The organism is Pseudomonas sp. Tri1, from assembly GCF_017968885.1.
GTDB lineage: Bacteria > Pseudomonadota > Gammaproteobacteria > Pseudomonadales > Pseudomonadaceae > Aquipseudomonas.
On sequence record NZ_CP072913.1, the window covers coordinates 5279347 to 5298777 of the forward strand.

General features: G+C 61.9%; 17 protein-coding genes. 14 read left to right on the forward strand and 3 right to left on the reverse strand.

What is annotated here, in order from left to right:
* Positions 1-4 precede the first annotated feature (4 nt).
* Complete coding sequence (locus J9870_RS22885) at positions 5-334, forward strand: GlpM family protein (protein ID WP_210645385.1); 330 nt, start codon at positions 5-7, stop codon at positions 332-334.
* A gap of 48 nt (positions 335-382) precedes the next feature.
* On the opposite strand, the gene J9870_RS22890 is transcribed toward J9870_RS22885, so the two are convergent.
* A complete protein-coding gene (locus J9870_RS22890; RefSeq protein WP_210640351.1) occupies positions 383-997 on the reverse strand; it encodes an NAD(P)-dependent oxidoreductase in 615 nt (204 codons plus the stop codon).
* 193 nt (positions 998-1190) lie between these two features.
* Positions 1191-2069, reverse strand: coding sequence for an MBL fold metallo-hydrolase (locus tag J9870_RS22895; protein WP_210640352.1), 879 nt, complete (start codon positions 2067-2069; stop codon positions 1191-1193).
* Positions 2070-2183: 114 nt separating this feature from the next.
* On the opposite strand from J9870_RS22895, the gene J9870_RS22900 reads away from it, so the two are divergent.
* The 8 genes from J9870_RS22900 (at position 2184) to J9870_RS22935 (ending at position 12447) form a co-directional block, all read left to right on the forward strand.
* Positions 2184-3089, forward strand: a complete 906-nt coding sequence (locus J9870_RS22900; protein ID WP_210640354.1) for a LysR family transcriptional regulator — start codon at positions 2184-2186, stop codon at positions 3087-3089.
* Between the two features lie 209 nt (positions 3090-3298).
* On the forward strand, positions 3299-4807 hold the full coding sequence (locus tag J9870_RS22905) for a sigma-54-dependent transcriptional regulator (RefSeq protein WP_210640356.1): 1509 nt from the start codon (positions 3299-3301) through the stop codon (positions 4805-4807).
* 428 nt (positions 4808-5235) lie between these two features.
* The gene (gcvH, locus tag J9870_RS22910; protein WP_210640357.1) at positions 5236-5619 is read left to right on the forward strand and encodes a glycine cleavage system protein GcvH; all 384 of its coding nucleotides are present in this window, start codon (positions 5236-5238) and stop codon (positions 5617-5619) included.
* A 10-nt stretch (positions 5620-5629) separates the two neighbouring features.
* Entirely contained in the window at positions 5630-8479 is a 2850-nt protein-coding gene (gene gcvP / locus J9870_RS22915) for an aminomethyl-transferring glycine dehydrogenase (RefSeq protein ID WP_210640359.1), read from the forward strand.
* Between the two features lie 236 nt (positions 8480-8715).
* Positions 8716-10092 carry an L-serine ammonia-lyase gene (locus tag J9870_RS22920; protein WP_210640368.1) on the forward strand — a complete coding sequence of 459 codons (1377 nt, stop codon included), beginning with the start codon at positions 8716-8718 and terminating at the stop codon, positions 10090-10092.
* 39 nt (positions 10093-10131) lie between these two features.
* Positions 10132-11256 (forward strand): glycine cleavage system aminomethyltransferase GcvT, encoded by a 1125-nt coding sequence (gene gcvT, locus J9870_RS22925; RefSeq protein ID WP_210640370.1) that lies wholly within the window; start codon positions 10132-10134, stop codon positions 11254-11256.
* A 395-nt stretch (positions 11257-11651) separates the two neighbouring features.
* Positions 11652-11864 (forward strand): cold shock domain-containing protein, encoded by a 213-nt coding sequence (locus J9870_RS22930; RefSeq protein ID WP_003175786.1) that lies wholly within the window; start codon positions 11652-11654, stop codon positions 11862-11864.
* A 94-nt stretch (positions 11865-11958) separates the two neighbouring features.
* Entirely contained in the window at positions 11959-12447 is a 489-nt protein-coding gene (locus tag J9870_RS22935) for an RDD family protein (RefSeq protein WP_210640373.1), read from the forward strand.
* Positions 12448-12590: 143 nt separating this feature from the next.
* Here J9870_RS22935 and nadA read toward each other — a convergent pair whose 3' ends face one another.
* Positions 12591-13649: a quinolinate synthase NadA gene (gene nadA / locus J9870_RS22940; RefSeq protein ID WP_135846898.1), complete on the reverse strand. Its 1059-nt coding sequence runs from the start codon at positions 13647-13649 to the stop codon at positions 12591-12593.
* Positions 13650-13976: 327 nt separating this feature from the next.
* Between nadA and J9870_RS22945 the strand changes: the two genes are divergently transcribed.
* The 5 genes from J9870_RS22945 to J9870_RS22965 all read left to right on the forward strand — a co-directional run bounded on the left by J9870_RS22945 (position 13977) and on the right by J9870_RS22965 (position 19397).
* Positions 13977-15776, forward strand: coding sequence for a copper resistance system multicopper oxidase (locus tag J9870_RS22945; RefSeq protein ID WP_210640374.1), 1800 nt, complete (start codon positions 13977-13979; stop codon positions 15774-15776).
* A 10-nt stretch (positions 15777-15786) separates the two neighbouring features.
* Positions 15787-16707 (forward strand): copper resistance protein B, encoded by a 921-nt coding sequence (locus J9870_RS22950; RefSeq protein WP_210640376.1) that lies wholly within the window; start codon positions 15787-15789, stop codon positions 16705-16707.
* A gap of 52 nt (positions 16708-16759) precedes the next feature.
* A complete protein-coding gene (gene copC / locus J9870_RS22955) occupies positions 16760-17146 on the forward strand; it encodes a copper homeostasis periplasmic binding protein CopC (RefSeq protein ID WP_210640378.1) in 387 nt (128 codons plus the stop codon).
* Positions 17147-17150: 4 nt separating this feature from the next.
* A complete protein-coding gene (copD, locus tag J9870_RS22960) occupies positions 17151-18062 on the forward strand; it encodes a copper homeostasis membrane protein CopD (RefSeq protein ID WP_210640380.1) in 912 nt (303 codons plus the stop codon).
* Positions 18063-18209: 147 nt separating this feature from the next.
* On the forward strand, positions 18210-19397 hold the full coding sequence (locus J9870_RS22965; RefSeq protein WP_210640382.1) for a cyanate transporter: 1188 nt from the start codon (positions 18210-18212) through the stop codon (positions 19395-19397).
* The last annotated feature ends 34 nt before the right edge of the window (positions 19398-19431 follow it).

A 19431-nucleotide genomic window follows, 5' to 3' on the forward strand; every position in this document is an offset into this window, starting at 1 on the left:
TCTGATTTTCAAGGCGGCCCTCGGTGCGGCCGTGGTGGTCATCCTGGCGATGCTGGCCAAGACCAAAAACTATTACATCGCCGGGCTGGTGCCACTGTTCCCGACCTTCGCCCTGATCGCCCATTACATTGTTGGCAAAGGCCGCTCGCTGGACGATTTGAAAACCACCATCGTGTTTGGCATGTGGTCGATCATTCCGTACTTCGTCTATCTGGCGACGCTTTATGTGATGGTCGATCGCATGCGCCTGGAGGCTTCCCTGGCCGTGGCGGCGGTGGCATGGCTGATGGCCGCGACGGTGTTGGTCAGCGTCTGGGTGAGGGTCCACGGCTGATGCCGCCCGGCAGGAGCCGTCGCGGGCTCCTGCACGGTGAAGGGTGGATCAGTAACCGACGGTGAACCGCGCCCGCGAAAACTGTGGCGTTTCCACTTCATCGATCATCGCGATGGCGAAATCGGCAAAGCTGATCCAACTGCGTCCGGCGTCGTCGAACAGCAGGTGATCCTTGCCGAGACGGAACTGGCCGGTGCGCTCGGTTTCGACGAACTCCGCCGAAGGCGAGAGGAAGGCCCAGTCCAGGTCCTGCTCCTTGCGCAGCACGTCCAGGAACAACGCGCCGGCGCTGGCTTCTGCCAGGTATTCCTCCGGGAAGCCATCGCTGTCGATCACCCGAGTACCGTCCGGCAGCAGCAACGAACCGGCCCCGCCGACCACCAGCAAACGCTTGACCCCGGCGGCTTTTACCGGCGCGATGAGCTTGTCGGCCGGTACGGTGGCAAAGTGAGCGGCACTGATCACCACATCATGGCCGGTGATGGCTGCGATCAGCGCCTCGCTGTCCAATACGTCCAACTGCTGACTGACCACCCCGGCCCTTTTACCGACTTTCGCGGTGTTGCGGGCAATGGCCGTCACGCTGTGACCACGACGCAAGGCTTCTTCCAACAGTTGGCTGCCGGCCCGACCGGTGGCGCCGATGATTGCGATTTTGCTCATGATGTTCTCCATTGGTTAGCGATGTCTGAAATGCATGCTCTTGTGGCGAGGGGATTTAGCCCCGCTGGGTTGTGCAGCAACCCCCTGCGTCCTGTCTGACACATCGCCGCGGTTGATGAATCATGGGACTGCTTTGCAGCCCAGCGGGGACAAATCCCCTCAGCACAACGGTGCTCCGATCACAGATCGGGGTTCACCACTTCATCTCGCCCTTGGCCACCTTGGCACTGAGCTCCAGGGAACTGTCCTCACCCAGGCTCGGGTAGCGTTGCTTCATGGCGGCAATCAGAGCGGCGGAATCCTTGGCCTTGGCGGTTTCTTTGTCGAAAGCCTTGATGTAGCCGGCAGTGAATGTCACCGGGGCCAGGGACCTGGCACTTTTACCCAGGTAATGGCCGGGAATCACGGTGTTCGGTTGCAGCTTTTCAATGCCAGCGAGCGTCGCCAGCCAATCCTTATGAGACTGCGGCGTCTGGGTATCGGCCATCCAGACATGGATGTTCTCGGCCACCACCACGCCGCCGACGACCGCCTTGATCGATGGAATCCACACGAAACTGCGGTCCGGTTGCGGGCCTTCAAGGCCGACGATCTGCAAGCGTTTGCCCTCCAGGGTCAGGCTGTCGCCCTTGAGTACCTGTGGCACGACAGCCTTGGCCGGTGCATCAGCCTTCAAGATCGGCCCCCAATATTTCAGCTTGCCATCGACGGTTTGCTTGATGTGCTCGACGGTCGGCGCGGACGCCAGGACCTTGGCCTCGGGGAACGCGGCAGTCAGGGTTTCCAGACCAAAATAGTAGTCCGGATCACCGTGGCTGATGTAGATCGTGGTCAATCGTTTGCCGCTGGCGCGGATTTTTTCCACGACCTGCTCGGCCTGGGTCTTGCCGAACTGGGCATCCACCAGGATCGCGTCCTTTTCGCCGCTGACCAATACCGATGTCACCGGGAAAACCGCAGCCGCGCCCGGGTTGTAGACGTCCAGCGTCAGGTCGGCGGCCCAGGTGTGGGCAGCGAACGCCATCGAGGCGGTCGCCAGCAGCAGGCGCTTGAGTGGGGTGAATGCAGTCATGCAGTGCTCCGTTGTTCAAAAAGCCCGAAAGGGAATGAGACGGAGCTTAGTGGCCTGACTCGCTTCAAAAAATGCGATGATCAAACATAGTTTGTTTCTGAAATCGGGCAAATCATGGATCGTCTACAAGCAATGCGGGTGTTCGTCACGGTGGTCGACTTGGGCAGCCAGTCGGCGGCGGCCGAGCACCTGGACCTGTCACGCCCGGTGGTGTCACGGTATCTGGCGGAGCTGGAAGACTGGGTCGGTGCCCGGTTGATGCACCGCACCACCCGCAAGCTGAGCCTGACGGCCGCAGGTTCGGAGATCCTGCCGCGGTGCCGACAGATGCTGGAGCTGTCTGGCGACATGCAAGCAGCGGTCACCACCCAGGGCGACGCGCCACGGGGCATGCTGCGCATCAGCGCCAGCACCTCGTTCGGCCAGGCCCAATTGGCGGCGGCCATGACCGAGTTCGTCATCCGCTACCCTGGGGTGAGCGTCGATCTGCAAATGCTCGACCGCACCGTGAACCTGGTGGATGAGCGCATCGACCTGGCGATCCGCATGAGCAACGACCTGGACCCGAACCTGATCGCCCGCCGCCTCACGGTCTGTCGCTCGGTGATCTGCGCCTCGCCCGGTTACCTGCGTGAACACCCAACGCCCCAACGGGTCGAGGATTTGAGCCGGCACAACTGCCTGACCCACTCTTACGTGGGCAAGAGCCTGTGGCATTTCGAGCAGGACGGCGAACAGGTCTCGGTGCCGGTGCAGGGCAACATCAGCGCCAACGAGGCCAGCACGCTGCTGCGGGCCACCATGGCCGGCGCCGGGGTGGCGATGCTGCCCAGCTATCAGGCCGGCGCCCACATCAAGAACGGCGAACTGATCCGTCTCCTGCCCCACGCCGAACCCCGTCGGATGAACATGTACGCGGTGTATGCATCTCGCAAGCACATGCCGTCGGCGCTGCGCAGCCTGCTGGATTTCCTGGTGCTCAAGTTTCCCGAGAGACCGGAGTGGGATGTGGGGTTGTAGCTGTCGCCTGCAGGCCTTTGTGGAAGCGAGCTTGCTCGCGATGGCCGAGTGTCGGTCACCCTTTTATTGACTGGCTCACAGCTATCGCGAGCAAGCTCGCTCCCACAGGGGATCTCTGTACGACCTCAAGCTTTTCGCCAGGATTTCACCAATAGCCCGCCCCAAGGCATACTTGCCACCCTCCGCCGTCCAGAACCCAGAACCGCCCCATGCGTATCCATGTCAGTTTCATCGACCGCGTCGGCATCACCCAGGAAGTCCTGGCTTTGCTCGGTGGGCGCAATCTCAATCTGGATGCCGTGGAGATGGTGCCGCCCAACGTCTACATCGACGCCCCGACTCTCAGCCCGCAGGTGCTGGACGAGTTGCGCGAGGCGCTGTTCAGTGTCCGCGGCGTGCAAGCGGTCACCGTGGTGGACATCCTGCCGGGCCAACGTCGGCACTTGCAGCTCGATGCCCTGCTGGCGGCGATGACCGACCCGGTACTGGCCCTGGACAGTGCCGGCAAGGTGTTGCTGGCCAACCCGGCGCTGATCGCCCTGTACGGTCGTGAACCGGCCGGGGAAAGCGTCGCCGAGCTGTTCGGTGACGAAGCCCTGTTGGGTGCCTTGCTGGAGAGCGGTTTTCGCCTGCCGCTGCGGGAAATCACCCTCAACGGCCAGACTTTGCTGCTGGACGCCACGCCTATTACGGACGCCGGGGCGCTGTTGACGCTCTATCAGCCGAACCGCATCGGCGAACGCCTGTCGGCGCTGCACCACGACCACGCCGAGGGCTTCGATGCGCTGCTCGGCGAATCCCCGGCGATCCGCACCCTCAAGGCCCGTGCCCAGAGGGTCGCGGCCCTGGATGCACCGCTGCTGATCCAGGGTGAAACCGGCACTGGCAAGGAATTGGTGGCCCGGGCCTGCCACGCCATCAGCGCCCGTCATAGCGCACCGTTTCTGGCCCTCAACTGCGCCGCGCTGCCAGAGAACCTGGCCGAAAGCGAACTGTTCGGCTACGCCCCCGGCGCCTTCACCGGCGCGCAACGGGGCGGCAAGCCAGGGCTGATGGAGCTGGCGAACCAAGGCACGGTGTTTCTCGATGAAATCGGCGAGATGTCGCCGTACCTGCAAGCCAAGCTGCTGCGCTTCTTGAACGATGGCAGCTTTCGGCGGGTCGGTGGCGACCGGGAAATCAAGGTCAATGTGCGGATCCTCAGTGCCACCCACCGCAACCTGGAAAAAATGGTCAGCGAAGGCTCATTCCGCGAAGACCTGTTCTATCGCCTGAACGTACTCAATGTCGAAGTCCCGCCGTTACGTGAGCGCGGCCAGGACATCCTGCTGCTGGCGCGCTACTTCATGCAGCAGGCCTGCGCACAGATCCAGCGCCCGGTCTGTCGCCTGGCCCCAGGCACCTACCCGGCGCTACTGGGCAATCGCTGGCCGGGTAATGTGCGGCAATTGCAGAACGTGATCTTCCGCGCCGCCGCCATCTGCGAAAGCAGCCTGGTGGACATCGGCGACCTGGACATCGCCGGCACCTCCGTGGCGCGCCAGGGCGATGTCGAAGTCGAAAGCCTGGAACAGGCCGTGGAAACCTTCGAGAAACACCTGCTCGAAAGCCTGTACGTCAACTACCCCTCCACCCGCCAACTCGCCAGCCGCCTGCAGACCTCCCACACCGCGATCGCCCATCGGTTGCGCAAGTATGGGATTTCCGGGAAGCCATAAGCCCGCCGCAGTTCCCCTGTGGGAGCGAGCTTGCTCGCGATGGCTGTCCAACAGTGACAGAAATGTTGACTGACACTCCGCTATCGCGAGCAAGCTCGCTTCCACAAGGACCTGTGGTGTATTTGAGACCGAGCCAAAACCGACCTCCATCTGTACTGAAAGCGCTACAGTGGAACGATATCGATACAGTAGCCGCTAAGCGGCGCCAAGTAAGGCTTTGATCCCACAACGATTTTATCCGGGCCTTCATCTGTAGCGATTTCGCTACAGATGAATTGATTCGCGTCGCGAGTAAATCGCACAACTCGTTGATTTATAAACATTTATCAACATTGGCCGTATTCTTGCTATGGGTATAGCCATTCGGCCGGGCCAAGTCCCGCGCCTTTCTTCGCGTCCACCAGACGAATCTGGCCCCAGGAGTTTCCATGAGCGAGTTGCGTTTCACTGAAGATCACGAATGGCTGCGCACCGAAGCCGACGGCAGCGTTACCGTCGGTATTACTGCGTTTGCGCAGAACGCCTTGGGCGATGTGGTCTATGTTCAGTTACCGGAACTGCAAAGCTATGACAAGGGTGCCGAAGCCTCCACCGTGGAATCGGTGAAAGCGGCCAGCGGTGTCTACATGCCACTGGACGGTGAAGTGCTCGAAGTGAACCCGGCCCTGGAAAGCAGTCCGGAACTGGTCAACGAAGATCCGCTGGGCGAAGGCTGGTTTTTCCGCTTCAAGCCTGCCGACGCCGCCCAAGTTGACCAACTGCTGGATCAGGACGCCTACGACCGCCTGATCAAAGCCAACGCCGAAGCCTGAGGAGCGCAACATGACCGTTAATCTCGGCACCGCCAACGAATTCATCGCCCGCCACATCGGCCCGCGTTCCAGCGACGAGCAAGCCATGCTCGAGCGTCTGGGCTACGACTCCCTGGAAGCGTTGAGCGCCAGCGTCATCCCGGAAAGCATCAAGGGCACCAGCGTGCTGGACATGGGTGACGGCCAGAGCGAAGCCGATGCACTGGCCTCGATCAAGACCATTGCCGCCAAGAACCAACTGTTCAAGACCTACATCGGCCAGGGCTACTACAGCTGCCATACCCCGGCGCCGATCCTGCGCAACCTGCTGGAGAACCCGGCCTGGTACACCGCCTACACACCGTACCAGCCTGAAATTTCCCAGGGCCGTCTCGAAGCGTTGTTGAACTTCCAGACCCTGATCAGCGACCTCACCGGCCTGCCAATCGCCAACGCCTCTTTGCTGGACGAAGCCACCGCCGCCGCCGAAGCCATGACCTTCTGCAAGCGTCTGAGCAAGAACAAGGGCAGCAATGCCTTCTTCGCCTCCCGCCACTGCCACCCACAAACCCTCGATGTACTGCGCACCCGTGCCGAGCCCCTGGGCATCGACGTGGTGGTCGGCGATGAACGCGAACTGACCGACGTCAACAGCTTTTTCGGCGCCCTGCTGCAATACCCGGCCAGCAACGGTGACCTGTTCGACTACCGCGAACTGACTGAACGCTTTCACGCCGCCAACGCCCTGGTGGCCGTGGCCGCTGACTTGCTGGCCCTGACCCTGCTGACCCCACCGGGTGAGTTCGGTGCCGACGTGGCCATTGGCAGCGCCCAGCGCTTCGGCGTGCCGTTGGGCTTCGGTGGCCCGCACGCGGCGTACTTTTCCACCAAGGACGCCTTCAAGCGCGACATGCCGGGTCGCCTGGTGGGTGTTTCCGTGGACCGTTTCGGCAAGCCGGCCTTGCGCCTGGCGATGCAGACCCGCGAGCAACACATCCGCCGCGAGAAAGCCACGAGCAACATCTGCACCGCCCAGGTGCTGCTGGCCAACATCGCCAGCATGTATGCCGTGTATCACGGCCCCAAAGGCCTGGTGCAAATTGCCAACCGCATCCATCACCTGACCGCGATTCTCGCCAAGGGCCTGGGCACGTTGGGCTTGAGCGTCGAGCAAGACAGTTTCTTCGACACCCTGACCCTGCACACTGGCCCGCAAACCGCAGCCCTGCACGACAAGGCTCGCACCCAGCGCATCAACCTGCGCGTGGTGGACGCTGAACGCCTGGGCCTGTCCCTGGACGAGACCACCAGCCAGGCTGACGTCCAGGCACTGTGGAGCCTGTTGGCCGACGGCAAGGCCCTGCCGGACTTCGCCGCGCTGGCCGCTACCGTGCAAAGCCGCATACCGGCCGAACTGGTGCGCCAGTCGGCCATTCTCAGTCACCCGGTGTTCAACCGCTATCACTCCGAGACCGAGCTGATGCGCTACCTGCGCAAGCTCGCCGACAAGGACCTGGCCCTGGATCGCACCATGATCCCGCTGGGTTCCTGCACCATGAAACTCAACGCCGCCAGTGAAATGATCCCGGTGACCTGGGCCGAGTTTGGTGCCCTGCACCCGTTCGCCCCCGCCGAGCAAAGCGCCGGCTACCAGCAACTGACCGACGAGCTGGAAGCGATGCTCTGCGCCGCCACCGGCTATGACGCGGTGTCGCTGCAGCCCAACGCCGGTTCCCAGGGCGAATACGCCGGCCTGCTGGCGATCCGCGCGTATCACCAGAGCCGTGGCGAAGAGCGCCGCGACATCTGCCTGATCCCGTCCTCGGCCCACGGCACCAACCCGGCCACCGCCAACATGGCCGGCATGCGCGTGGTCGTGACCGCCTGCGATGCCCGCGGCAACGTCGACATCGAAGACCTGCGGGCCAAGGCCATCGAGCACCGCGAACACCTCGCGGCGCTGATGATCACCTACCCGTCGACCCACGGCGTGTTCGAAGAAGGCATCCGCGAAATCTGCGGCATCATTCATGACAATGGCGGCCAGGTGTACATCGACGGCGCCAACATGAACGCCATGGTCGGCCTCTGCGCCCCGGGCAAGTTCGGCGGCGACGTGTCGCACCTGAACCTGCACAAGACCTTCTGCATCCCCCACGGCGGTGGCGGCCCGGGCGTTGGCCCGATTGGCGTCAAATCCCACCTGGCACCGTTCCTGCCCGGCCATGCCAACATGGAACGCAAGGAAGGCGCGGTGTGCGCGGCGCCGTTTGGCAGCGCCAGCATCCTGCCGATCACCTGGATGTACATCCGCATGATGGGTGGCGCAGGCCTCAAGCGTGCCTCGCAACTGGCGATCCTCAACGCCAACTACATCGCCCGGCGCCTGGAAGAGCATTACCCGGTGCTCTACTCCGGCAGCAATGGCCTGGTGGCCCACGAATGCATCCTCGATCTGCGCCCGCTCAAGGACAGCAGCGGCATCAGCGTCGATGACGTGGCCAAGCGCCTGATCGACTTCGGTTTCCACGCCCCGACCATGTCCTTCCCGGTCGCCGGCACGCTGATGATCGAGCCGACCGAAAGCGAATCCAAGGAAGAACTGGATCGTTTCTGCGACGCCATGATCTGCATTCGCGAAGAAATCCGCGCGGTGGAAAACGGCAGCCTGGACAAAGACGACAACCCACTGAAAAACGCCCCGCACACTGCGGCGGAAATCGTCGGCGAGTGGGCTCACCCTTACAGCCGCGAACAGGCCGTATACCCGGTGGCGTCGTTGATCGACGGCAAATACTGGCCGCCGGTGGGCCGGGTCGACAACGTGTTCGGCGACCGCAACCTGGTCTGCGCCTGCCCGTCGATCGAAAGCTACGCTTGATCTGTGAAGGGGCGGGTTTACTCGCCTCCTCTCTCAACACCGCAAACCTTGTGGAAGATCACTGCCTCAAGGAAATCCAATCCCCCTGTGGGAGCGAGCTTGCTCGCGATAGCGGTGTGACAGCTGACAGAGATGTTGACTGACACTCCGCCATCGCGAGCAAGCTCGCTCCCACAAGGGACCAGTACCCGACTTCATAATCGTCGATCCTCATAAAAAGAAACCGGAGAAACACCATGTCGTTAAGCGTGTTCGACCTGTTCAAGATCGGCATCGGCCCTTCCAGCTCCCATACGGTCGGCCCGATGCGTGCCGCTGCCCGTTTCGCCGAAGGGTTGCGTCGTGATGACCTGCTCAATGTCACCACCAGCGTCAAAGTCGAGCTCTACGGCTCGCTCGGCGCCACCGGCAAAGGTCACGGCAGCGACAAGGCCGTGCTTCTGGGCCTGGAAGGTGAACACCCCGATACCGTGGACACCGAAACCGTCGATGCCCGCCTGCAAGCGATCCGCAGCAACGGTCGACTGAACCTGCTCGGCGAGCACACCATCGAATTCAACGAAAAACTGCACCTGGCCATGATCCGCAAACCATTGGCCTTCCACCCCAACGGCATGATCTTCCGTGCCTTCGATGCCGCGGGCCTGCAAGTGCGCAGCCGCGAGTACTACTCGGTGGGTGGAGGTTTTGTCGTCGACGAAGGCGCGGCCGGTGCCGACCGTATTGTCGAAGACACCACGCCCCTGACCTTCCCGTTCAAAAGCGCCAAGGATCTGCTGGGCCATTGCACCACTTATGGCTTGTCCATCAGCCAGGTCATGCTGACCAACGAAAGCGCCTGGCGCCCCGAGTCCGAAACCCGCGCCGGCCTGCTGAAGATCTGGCAGGTCATGCAAGATTGCGTGGCGGCCGGTTGTCGCAACGAAGGGATTTTGCCGGGCGGGCTGAAGGTCAAGCGCCGAGCGGCGGCGCTGCATCGCCAGCTGTGCAAGAACCCCGAAGCCGCGTTGCGTGATCCACTGTCAGTGCTGGACTGGGTCAACCTGTACGCCCTGGCGGTCAACGAAGAAAACGCCTACGGCGGGCGCGTCGTCACTGCGCCTACCAACGGCGCGGCAGGGATCATCCCGGCGGTGTTGCATTACTACATGCGCTTCATCCCCGGGGCCAACGAAGACGGGGTGGTGCGTTTCCTGCTGACCGCCGCCGCCATCGGCATCCTGTACAAGGAAAACGCCTCCATCTCCGGGGCCGAGGTCGGCTGCCAGGGCGAAGTCGGCGTGGCCTGCTCCATGGCCGCCGGCGCCTTGTGCGAAGTGTTGGGCGGTACGGTGCAACAAGTGGAAAACGCTGCCGAGATCGGCATGGAACACAACCTCGGCCTGACCTGCGACCCCATCGGCGGCCTGGTCCAAGTGCCGTGCATCGAACGCAACGCCATGGGCTCGGTGAAAGCCATCAATGCGGTGCGCATGGCCATGCGCGGCGACGGGCATCACTTCGTCTCCCTCGACAAAGTCATCCGCACCATGCGCCAGACCGGCGCCGACATGAAAAGCAAATACAAGGAGACCGCCCGCGGCGGTCTGGCGGTCAACATCATCGAATGCTGATGCGCTTGCCTCACTTCTACATTTTTTCCAGGAGCTGATATGTCCACCGAACCACTGTTGAAGACCCCGCTGCACGCCCTGCACCTCGAACTCGGCGCGCGCATGGTGCCGTTCGCTGGCTACGACATGCCAGTGCAGTACCCACTGGGCGTGATGAAAGAACACCAGCACACCCGCGACCAGGCCGGGCTGTTCGACGTGTCCCACATGGGCCAGATCCGCCTGACCGGCGCAGGCGCCGCCAAGGCCCTGGAAACCCTGGTACCGGTGGATATCATCGACCTGCCAGTGGGCATGCAGCGCTACGCCATGTTCACTAACGACAACGGCGGCATCCTTGACGACCTGATGGTCGCCAACCTGGGCCACGATGAGCTGTTCCTGGTGGTCAACGCGGCGTGCAAGGAGCAAGACCTGGCCCACCTGCGTGCGCACATTGGCGAGCAGTGCAGCATCGAGCCACTGTTCGAGGCCCGCGCCCTGCTCGCCCTGCAAGGCCCGGCGGCCGTCACCGTGCTCGCGCGCCTGGCCCCGGACGTGGCGAAGATGACGTTTATGCAGTTCCAACGCGTCACGCTGCTGGGCGTGGACTGCTTTGTCAGCCGTTCGGGCTACACCGGTGAAGACGGTTTCGAAATATCCGTGCCCGCCGCCGACGCGGAAAAACTCGCCCGCGCCCTGCTGGCCGAACCGGAAGTCGCCGCCATCGGCCTTGGCGCCCGGGACTCCCTGCGCCTGGAAGCCGGCCTGTGCCTCTACGGCCATGACATGAACAGCGAGACGACACCAATCGAAGCCAGCCTGTTGTGGGCCATTTCCAAAGTGCGCCGTGCCGATGGCGCCCGCGCCGGTGGTTTCCCCGGCGCGGATATCGTGTTCACCCAGCAGCAGAGCGGGGTGAAGCGCAAACGTGTCGGCCTGCTGCCCCAAGAACGCACACCAGTGCGCGAAGGCGCGGAGATCGTCAACGAAGCGGGCGAGATTATTGGAGCAGTGTGCAGCGGCGGTTTCGGCCCGACCTTGGGCGGTCCGCTGGCAATGGGTTATCTGGACAGTGCTTATGTCGCACTGGATACGCCAGTTTGGGCCATTGTTCGTGGGAAGAAGGTGCCTTTGCTTGTAAGCAAAACGCCATTTGTTCCACAACGCTACTACCGTGGCTGATTGACTGTTTCTATAAGTAACGCGGTTTCGTTATACGTGCACTAATGTGTAACGCAACCGCCATAAAAAGGTGCATCTTTCAGACATTCAATTGCGCTTATAACGATCGATAACAATTGAACTAGCCTGTCGAATAAGCCTTGGCCGGCGTAGTGTGTAAAATGCCAGCAACCTGAGGAAATACGGGCTCCCCAGGGGGGTTGTTTTTTCGTTCGGAGTTGGCGTAGAGTTTGGTCACTGTGTTTGCATGGGTCGCTTGGAATCGTGACCTGGGCAGTAGCTTATGAAGTCCGCTACATCCCGTTCGACGTCTCTTACTTTCCTGCAACCCAGCCCCAGTACTCTTTCATGTGAAAGAGGCTGTCATCAATTTTAGCGTCAAAGGAAATAAGAAAATGTCTCAACGTCAGAGCGGTACCGTCAAGTGGTTCAACGACGAGAAGGGTTTTGGTTTTATCACGCCTGAAAGCGGTCCGGATCTGTTCGTCCATTTCCGCGCCATCCAGGGCAATGGCTTCAAGAGCCTGAAAGAAGGCCAGAAAGTCACCTTCGTTGCCGTGCAAGGCCAGAAAGGCATGCAAGCTGACGAAGTACAAGCTGAAGCCTGAGGCTTTCGCGAACTAAAAAGCCCCTGATTGATATCAGGGGCTTTTTTATGGGCGTAAATCCGTAAAATGGCTTCTTTTTTCGTCCGAGGCCGTCATGCCGAAACACCTGCTCACTCCCCAGGGCGACTTCCCCCCCGTAGGCCTTGGCCGTCGCCTGGCCGCGATGTTCTATGACTTTTTGCTGTGCACGGCGCTGCTGATTGTCACCAGCGGCGTTTACAAGATGATCCAGATGGCGATCATCGGCGAAGAAAAAATGCGCGCCCTCACGGAAGCTGGCGCCCTGGATGGCGACCCGTTGCTGTCCACCGTGCTGCTTTTCGTGCTGTTCGGCTTCTTCGCCAAGTTCTGGACCCACAACGGCCAGACCCTGGGCATGCAGGTGTGGTGCATCCGGGTGCAGAACGCCGATGGCACGGCCATCAGCCTGTGGCAGGCGCTGTTGCGCTTTGTGGTGTCGATCGCGTCATTGCTGCTGGTGGGGCTGGGCTTTATCTGGGCACTGTTCGACAAGCGCAAGCGCAGCTGGCATGACATCTACTCGGATACGCAGTTGGTGCGGATTCCCAAGAAGACCAAGTAAAAACACCGCATCAGCGGATAGATCGTTCCCACGCTCTGCGTGGGAATGTTGCTCGGGACGCTCTGCGGCCCAAAGAGCCGAACGCGGAGCGTCCGCAGAGACGTTCCCACTCAGAGCGTGGGAACGATCAAGTCTCCCGACAATCAGGCATTCCCCGCCAACTTCATCCGCGCGGCCTGGGTAAAATCCAGCATGCGCTTGAGTGGGCGAATGGCCTGGGGGATCAACGCCGGGTCGACGAAGATCTCGTTGGTGCCCTCCTGCAAGCTCTTGAGGGTACGCTCCAGGGTGTTCATCGCCATCCACGGGCAGTGTGCACAACTGCGGCATGCCGCGCCGTTACCGGCGGTAGGAGCTTCGATGAAGACCTTGTCCGGGCACAGCTGCTGCATCTTGTAGAAAATGCCGCGGTCGGTGGCAACGATCAGCGTCTTGTTCGGCAGGCTCTGGGCCGCGGCGATCAACTGGCTGGTGGAGCCCACCGCGTCCGCCAGTTCAATCACCGCGGTCGGCGATTCCGGGTGCACCAGGATCGCGGCGTCCGGGTACAACGCCTTCATGTCCTCCAACTGCTTGGACTTGAACTCTTCGTGGACGATACAGGCGCCGTCCCAGAGCAGCATATCGGCACCGGTCTTGCGCTGGATGTAGGTGCCCAAATGCTTGTCCGGGCCCCAGATGATGGTCTCGCCGTTGTCCATCAGGCTCTCGACGATTTCCAGCGCACAGCTGGACGTCACCACCCAGTCGGCCCGGGCTTTGACCGCCGCCGAGGTGTTGGCATACACCACCACGGTGCGCTCAGGATGCTGGTCGCAGAACGCCGAGAACTCGTCCACCGGGCACCCCAGGTCCAGGGAGCAGGTGGCTTCCAGGGTCGGCATCAGTACGCGTTTTTCAGGGTTGAGGATCTTGGCGGTCTCGCCCATGAACTTGACCCCGGCCACCACCACGGTCTTGGCCGGGTGGGCGTTGCCGAAGCGGGCCATTTCCAGGGAGTCGGACACGCAGCCCCCGGTCTCTTCGGCCAGGGCCTGGATGATCGGGTCGCAGTAGAAGTGCGCGACCAGCACCGCGTCCTGAGCCTTGAGCTCGGCAGCGATGGCGGCGCGGTACCAGGCCTCTTGCTCGGCGCTCAGCGGTTTGGGCTGTTTGGCGTCGAGGTGGGCCTGGACCAGAAGGCGTTCGGAAATTTGCGTCATGTTCGCAAGACCTGCAAGCGCGTTTGCGCGAAAGTCGAGTATACACCCGGCTCCGGACCACTCGGGTACCGCCGGGAAAGTGGGTATCAATCAGGCACGGGACAGCGTGAAGCCGGCAAGGCTACAGAATATCCCGCCGTTGCAAAAGATCATTCTGACCTGCACCCGACCACAGAACCGGACGGGGTCCACTGTGGGCTCTCTCCCCCCCCGCCAAGCTGACTGAAATGTAATCACTCGCCGCGCCGGCTTATGTCATCTTCTTTTCAAACCTGCACAGGGAGCAGTCCCTGTACTCGCTGCGAATCGACTGACGGACTTCCATCGATGCAAACAAAAACTTCCCGGCGAACCTTCGTCAAAGGCCTGACCGCCGGCGGCATCCTGGGTGGCCTGGGGCTATGGCGCTCGCCCGTCTGGGCAGTCACCAGCCCCGGCCAGCCCACCATGCTGACGGGCACTGAATTCGACCTGTTCATCGGCGAAAGCCCGGTCAACTTCACTGGGCATCCACGCACGGCCCAGACCATCAACGGTGGCATTCCCGGCCCGCTGCTGCGCTGGCGTGAAGGCGACACCGTGACCCTGCGGGTGCGCAACCGTTTGAAGGACAGCACCTCCATTCACTGGCACGGCATTTTGCTGCCAGCCAACATGGACGGTGTACCGGGCTTGAGCTTCAAGGGCATCGAGCCCGATGGCATGTACGTCTATCAGTTCAAGGTCCGGCAGAACGGCACTTACTGGTACCACAGCCACTCTGGCTTCCAGGAGCAATCCGGGGTCTACGGCCCGCTGGTGATCGACGCCAAGGAACCCGAGCCGTTCCACTACGAGCGGGACTACGTGGTGATGCTCACCGACTGGACCGACGAAGAGCCTGGCGACATCATCCGCAAGCTCAAGAAACAGTCCGATTACTACAACTACCACAAACGCACCGTCGGCGACTTTATCGACGATGTGAGCAAGAACGGCTGGGCCGCCACCGTGGCAGATCGCAAGATGTGGGCTGAAATGAAGATGAACCCCACGGACCTGGCCGACGTCAGCGGCGCCACCTACACCTACCTGATGAACGGCCAGGCACCGGACATGAACTGGACCGGCCTGTTCAAACCCGGCGAGCGCCTGCGCCTGCGCTTGATCAACGGTTCGTCCATGACCTACTTCGACGTGCGCATCCCTGGTTTGAAAATGACCGTCGTGGCGGCGGATGGGCAATACGTCAATCCCGTAAGTGTCGATGAATTGCGCATTGCCGTGGCCGAAACCTACGACGTCATCATCGAGCCCAGCGCAGAAGCCTACACCTTGTTCGCTCAATCGATGGACCGCAGCGGATACGCCCGCGGCACCCTCGCGACACGGGCCGGCCTTTCGGCGCCGGTGCCACCGCTGGACCCACGGCCACTGGTGACCATGGATGACATGGGCATGGGCGGCATGGACCATGGGGCGATGCAGGGCATGTCGGAGATGGACGACGGCCAGATGCAAGGCATGGATCACAGCCAGATGCAGGGCATGGACCACAGCCAGATGCAGGGCATGGGCGACATGGCCGGCATGGACCACGGTGCCATGCAAGGCATGGGCGACATGCAGTCCCATCCAGACACCGAGAAGGACAACCCGCTGGTGGACATGCAGGCCATGAGCGTCAAGCCCAAGCTCGACGACCCGGGCATGGGCCTGCGCAACAATGGGCGCAAGGTGCTGACCTACGCCGACCTGCGCAGCACCTTCTCCGACCCTGACGGCCGCGAGCCGGGGCGCACCCTCGAACTGCACCTGACCGGGCACATGGAGAAATTCGCCTGGTCGTTCAACGGCGTGAAATTCTCCGACGCCGCGCCGCTGCTGCTCAAGTACGGCGAACGCCTGCGCATCGTACTGATCAACGACACCATGATGACCCACCCTATTCATCTGCACGGCATGTGGAGCGACCTGGAGGACGAAAACGGCCAGTTCATGGTGCGCAAACACACCATCGATGTGCCACCGGGTTCCAGGCGCAGCTACCGGGTCACCGCCGATGCCCTGGGGCGCTGGGCGTACCACTGCCATCTGCTGTTTCACATGGAGATGGGGATGTTCCGTGAAGTTCGGGTGCAGGAATGAGGAGTCGAGCATGACCACTGTTTTTCAATACCCCATGGCACTCATTGCCAGCCTTACCCTCGGCGCCACCACCTCGGCCTGGGCGGCAAGTAATGACATGCAAGGCATGGATCACAGCCAGATGCCGGGGATGGACCACAGCCAGATGCAAGGCATGGATTCGATGCAAGGCATGGACTCAATGCAGGGCATGGAACCCATGCAATCGGCGTCGACCACCAGCCGCACGCCGATCCCGGAACTGACCGCCGCCGACCGCGCCGCCGTCTACGAGGATCACGGCGGACATGCGGTGCATGACAGCGCCATCAATTCGTTTTTTCTCATCGACCAGCTGGAGTGGCAAGACGCCGACGACGGTAGCGCCCTGAGCTGGGACGCCTCCGGCTGGATCGGCGGCGATATCGACCGTTTATGGCTGCGCTCTGAAGGTGAGCGCCTCAACGGCAAGACCGAAGAAGCCGAACTGCAGGCCCTGTGGGGGCACGCCATCAGCCCTTGGTGGGACGTCGTGGCCGGCGTGCGCCAGGACTTCAAGCCCGGCGATGCGCAGACCTGGGCCGCCTTCGGCCTGCAAGGCATGGCGCTGTACAACTTCGAAACCCAGGCCACGGCGTTCATCGGTGAAGGCGGCCAGGGCGCGGCGCGCCTGGAAGGCGACTACGACATCCTGCTGACCAACCGGCTGATCCTGCAGCCCAGCGCCGAAGCCAACTTCTACACAAAGAACGATCCGGCCCGCAGTGTCGGCTCGGGGCTGTCAGACACCGAACTCGGCGTGCGGCTGCGTTATGAAATACGCCGTGAATTCGCCCCGTACATTGGCGTCACCTGGAACCGGGTCTACGGCAACACCGCCGACTACGCCCGCGAAGAAGGCGACGACCGCAGTGAAGCGCGCCTGGTGTTGGGCTTGCGCATGTGGTTCTGAGCCACTGACCTGTTTCACTAAAAAACTAAAACCAAGCTGTAGGAGTCCTTGCATGTCATTTATCAAAACCGCTGTTGTCGCTGTTGCCTTGTCCACCGGCCTGTTAGTCAGTGGCTTGGCCCAGGCCCATCCGAAACTGCTGTCCTCTACCCCCGCCGAAGGGGCAGTTGGGGCGGCACCGGAAAAAATCGAACTGCATTTTTCCGAAAACCTGATGACCAAATTCTCCGGCGCCAAGCTGATGATGACCGAGATGCCCGGTATGTCGGCCCATTCGCCGATGCCCATGCCAGCCAAGGTGTCCGGCAGCGACGATCCCAAGACCATGGTCATCATGCCCAATGCCCCGCTTGCCGCCGGCACTTACCAGGTCCAGTGGCGCGCCGTGTCGTCCGATACCCACCCGATCACCGGCAACGTCACGTTCAAGGTGAAGTGATTCGATGAGCGACTCCTTCAACATCGCCCTGCGCTTTGCCCTCTACCTGGATTTGATGTTGCTGTTCGGCCTGGCCGCTTTTGGTTTGTATAGCCTGCGTGGCGAGGAGCGGCATTCCGGTTCGGTGTTGCACTTCAAGTCGTTGCTGCTGACCACGGCGGTGCTCGGCGGGCTGCTGTCCGTCGCCGCCCTGCTGTGCATGGCTCGCGCCATGAGTGGCGTTTCGGACTGGGCCGAGCTCTGGCCGCACATTGAAATGATGGTGTTCGAGACCGATGTGGGGTTGAGCTGGAACCTGCGGATCGCGGCGCTCGTGCTGGCCGGTTTCGCCGTGACGCTCAATACACGTTGGCCGACCGCCAGCTTGTGGCTGGTCATGCTGGGCGGCGCCGTGGCGTTGGCAACGCTGGCTTGGGCCGGGCATGGCGCCATGGACGAAGGTGAGCGCCGCAATTGGCACTTCATCACCGACTTTTTGCATTTGTGGGCCGCAGGAAGCTGGGTCGGCGCCTTGGCAGCGTTTGCCCTACTGCTGCGCCAGGCCGAGCCTCGGCTGCCAGTACTGGCGCGAACCCTGACCGGGTTTGAAACGGCCGGTGCAGTGATTGTGCTGGTGGTCGGGGTGACGGGGGTGGTGAATTATCTGTTCATCGTCGGGCCGAATGTCGAAGGGCTGCTGGACAGTACCTATGGTCAGCTGCTGGCGCTCAAACTGGTGTTGTTCGCGGCCATGCTGGTGTTCGCCGCGCTGAATCGCTTTCACCTCAGCCCGCTGCTGGAACGATCCCGACAGACCGGTGAGCACAGCGTTGCGGTGAATGCCCTGCGGCGCAGCATGGTGCTGGAGCTCTGCGTGGCAGTGATCATCCTGGGGTTGGTGGCATGGCTGGGGACGTTGAGTCCGGCGATGGAATAACCGAGGGGGCAAACCACCCTTATGCCCCCTACCAACCCCGTGGTGGGGGCACGGCATTTAATTATTCAATACGCTGCGCCAGTTTTCAGTTTGCCCATAGCATGGCGCCACAGCCTAAATAGCGCTTTGTTAAGCCAAGGCTCTGTTATGGAAAACGTTCGAACCTCAAGCACCCACGCCGTCTGGCTGATGGTCAGCATCGTGTTGGTGGCGCTGAACCTGCGGCCCTCCATGGCTGCGATCGGGCCGTTGTTATCGGCCATTCGTGGCGAGGTGCCGTTGAGCTTCAGCACCGCCTCGCTGCTGACCATGCTGCCGGTCATGGCGATGGGCCTGGCGATGTTCCTGGGTATGCGCATTGCCCTGCGCATCGGCGAACACCGCACCATTGTGTTGTCGCTGTTGATCATCGGCATCGCCACGGCTTCGCGCTTGTACCTGGACAGCGCCGTCGAGTTGATCGTCAGTGCAGTGTTGGCCGGGCTTGGCATCGCGCTGATCCAGGCGGTGATGCCGGCGCTGATCAAGTCGCGCTATGCCGACAACGTGTCACTGTTCATGGGCTTGTATGTCACGTCGATCATGGGCGGGGCAGCGATTGCCGCATCGTTTTCGCCTTTTGTCCTGTCGCAGACCGGCAGCTGGCGCATCGGCCTGGCGATCTGGGCACTGCTGGCGTTGGTTGCCCTGGGTTGCTGGTACGCCCAGCGCTCAAGCGTGACACCGTTACCCGAAGCCCCTGCCCGGCAGCAAGAGTCATTCTTCAGCAACTCCCGGGCTTGGTTGCTGGCGATTTTCTTCGGCCTGGGCACCGCATCCTACACCTGCGTGCTGGCCTGGCTGGCGCCGTACTACGTGGAAAAGGGCTGGAGCGAACAACACGCGGGCCTGCTGCTGGGGTTCCTCACCGCGATGGAAGTGTTATCCGGCCTCGTCACCCCGGCGATTGCCAACCGCAGCCAGGATAAACGCCTGGTCCTCGCTGTATTGCTGGCCCTGATCATGGGCGGCTTCTGCGGCCTGATCCTCAGCCCGGAACGCTTCAGCCTGTTGTGGCCCTGCCTGTTGGGGCTGGGCATCGGCGGTCTGTTTCCGATGAGCCTGATCGTGTCCCTCGATCACTTGGACAACCCACGCCGGGCCGGTGGCCTGACGGCATTCGTGCAAGGCATCGGCTACCTGATCGCCGGGCTCTCGCCGTTGATTGCCGGGATGATTCGCGACCAGTTGGGCAGCTTCGAATGGGCCTGGTGGTCGCTCACCGCCGTCATGGCTTTGATGATCCTGATGGTCCTGCGCTTCAATCCCAAGCACTACGCACGGCATATCAGTTGATGGCCGAGGACAGCCCCGCAAACAGGCTTCGAGG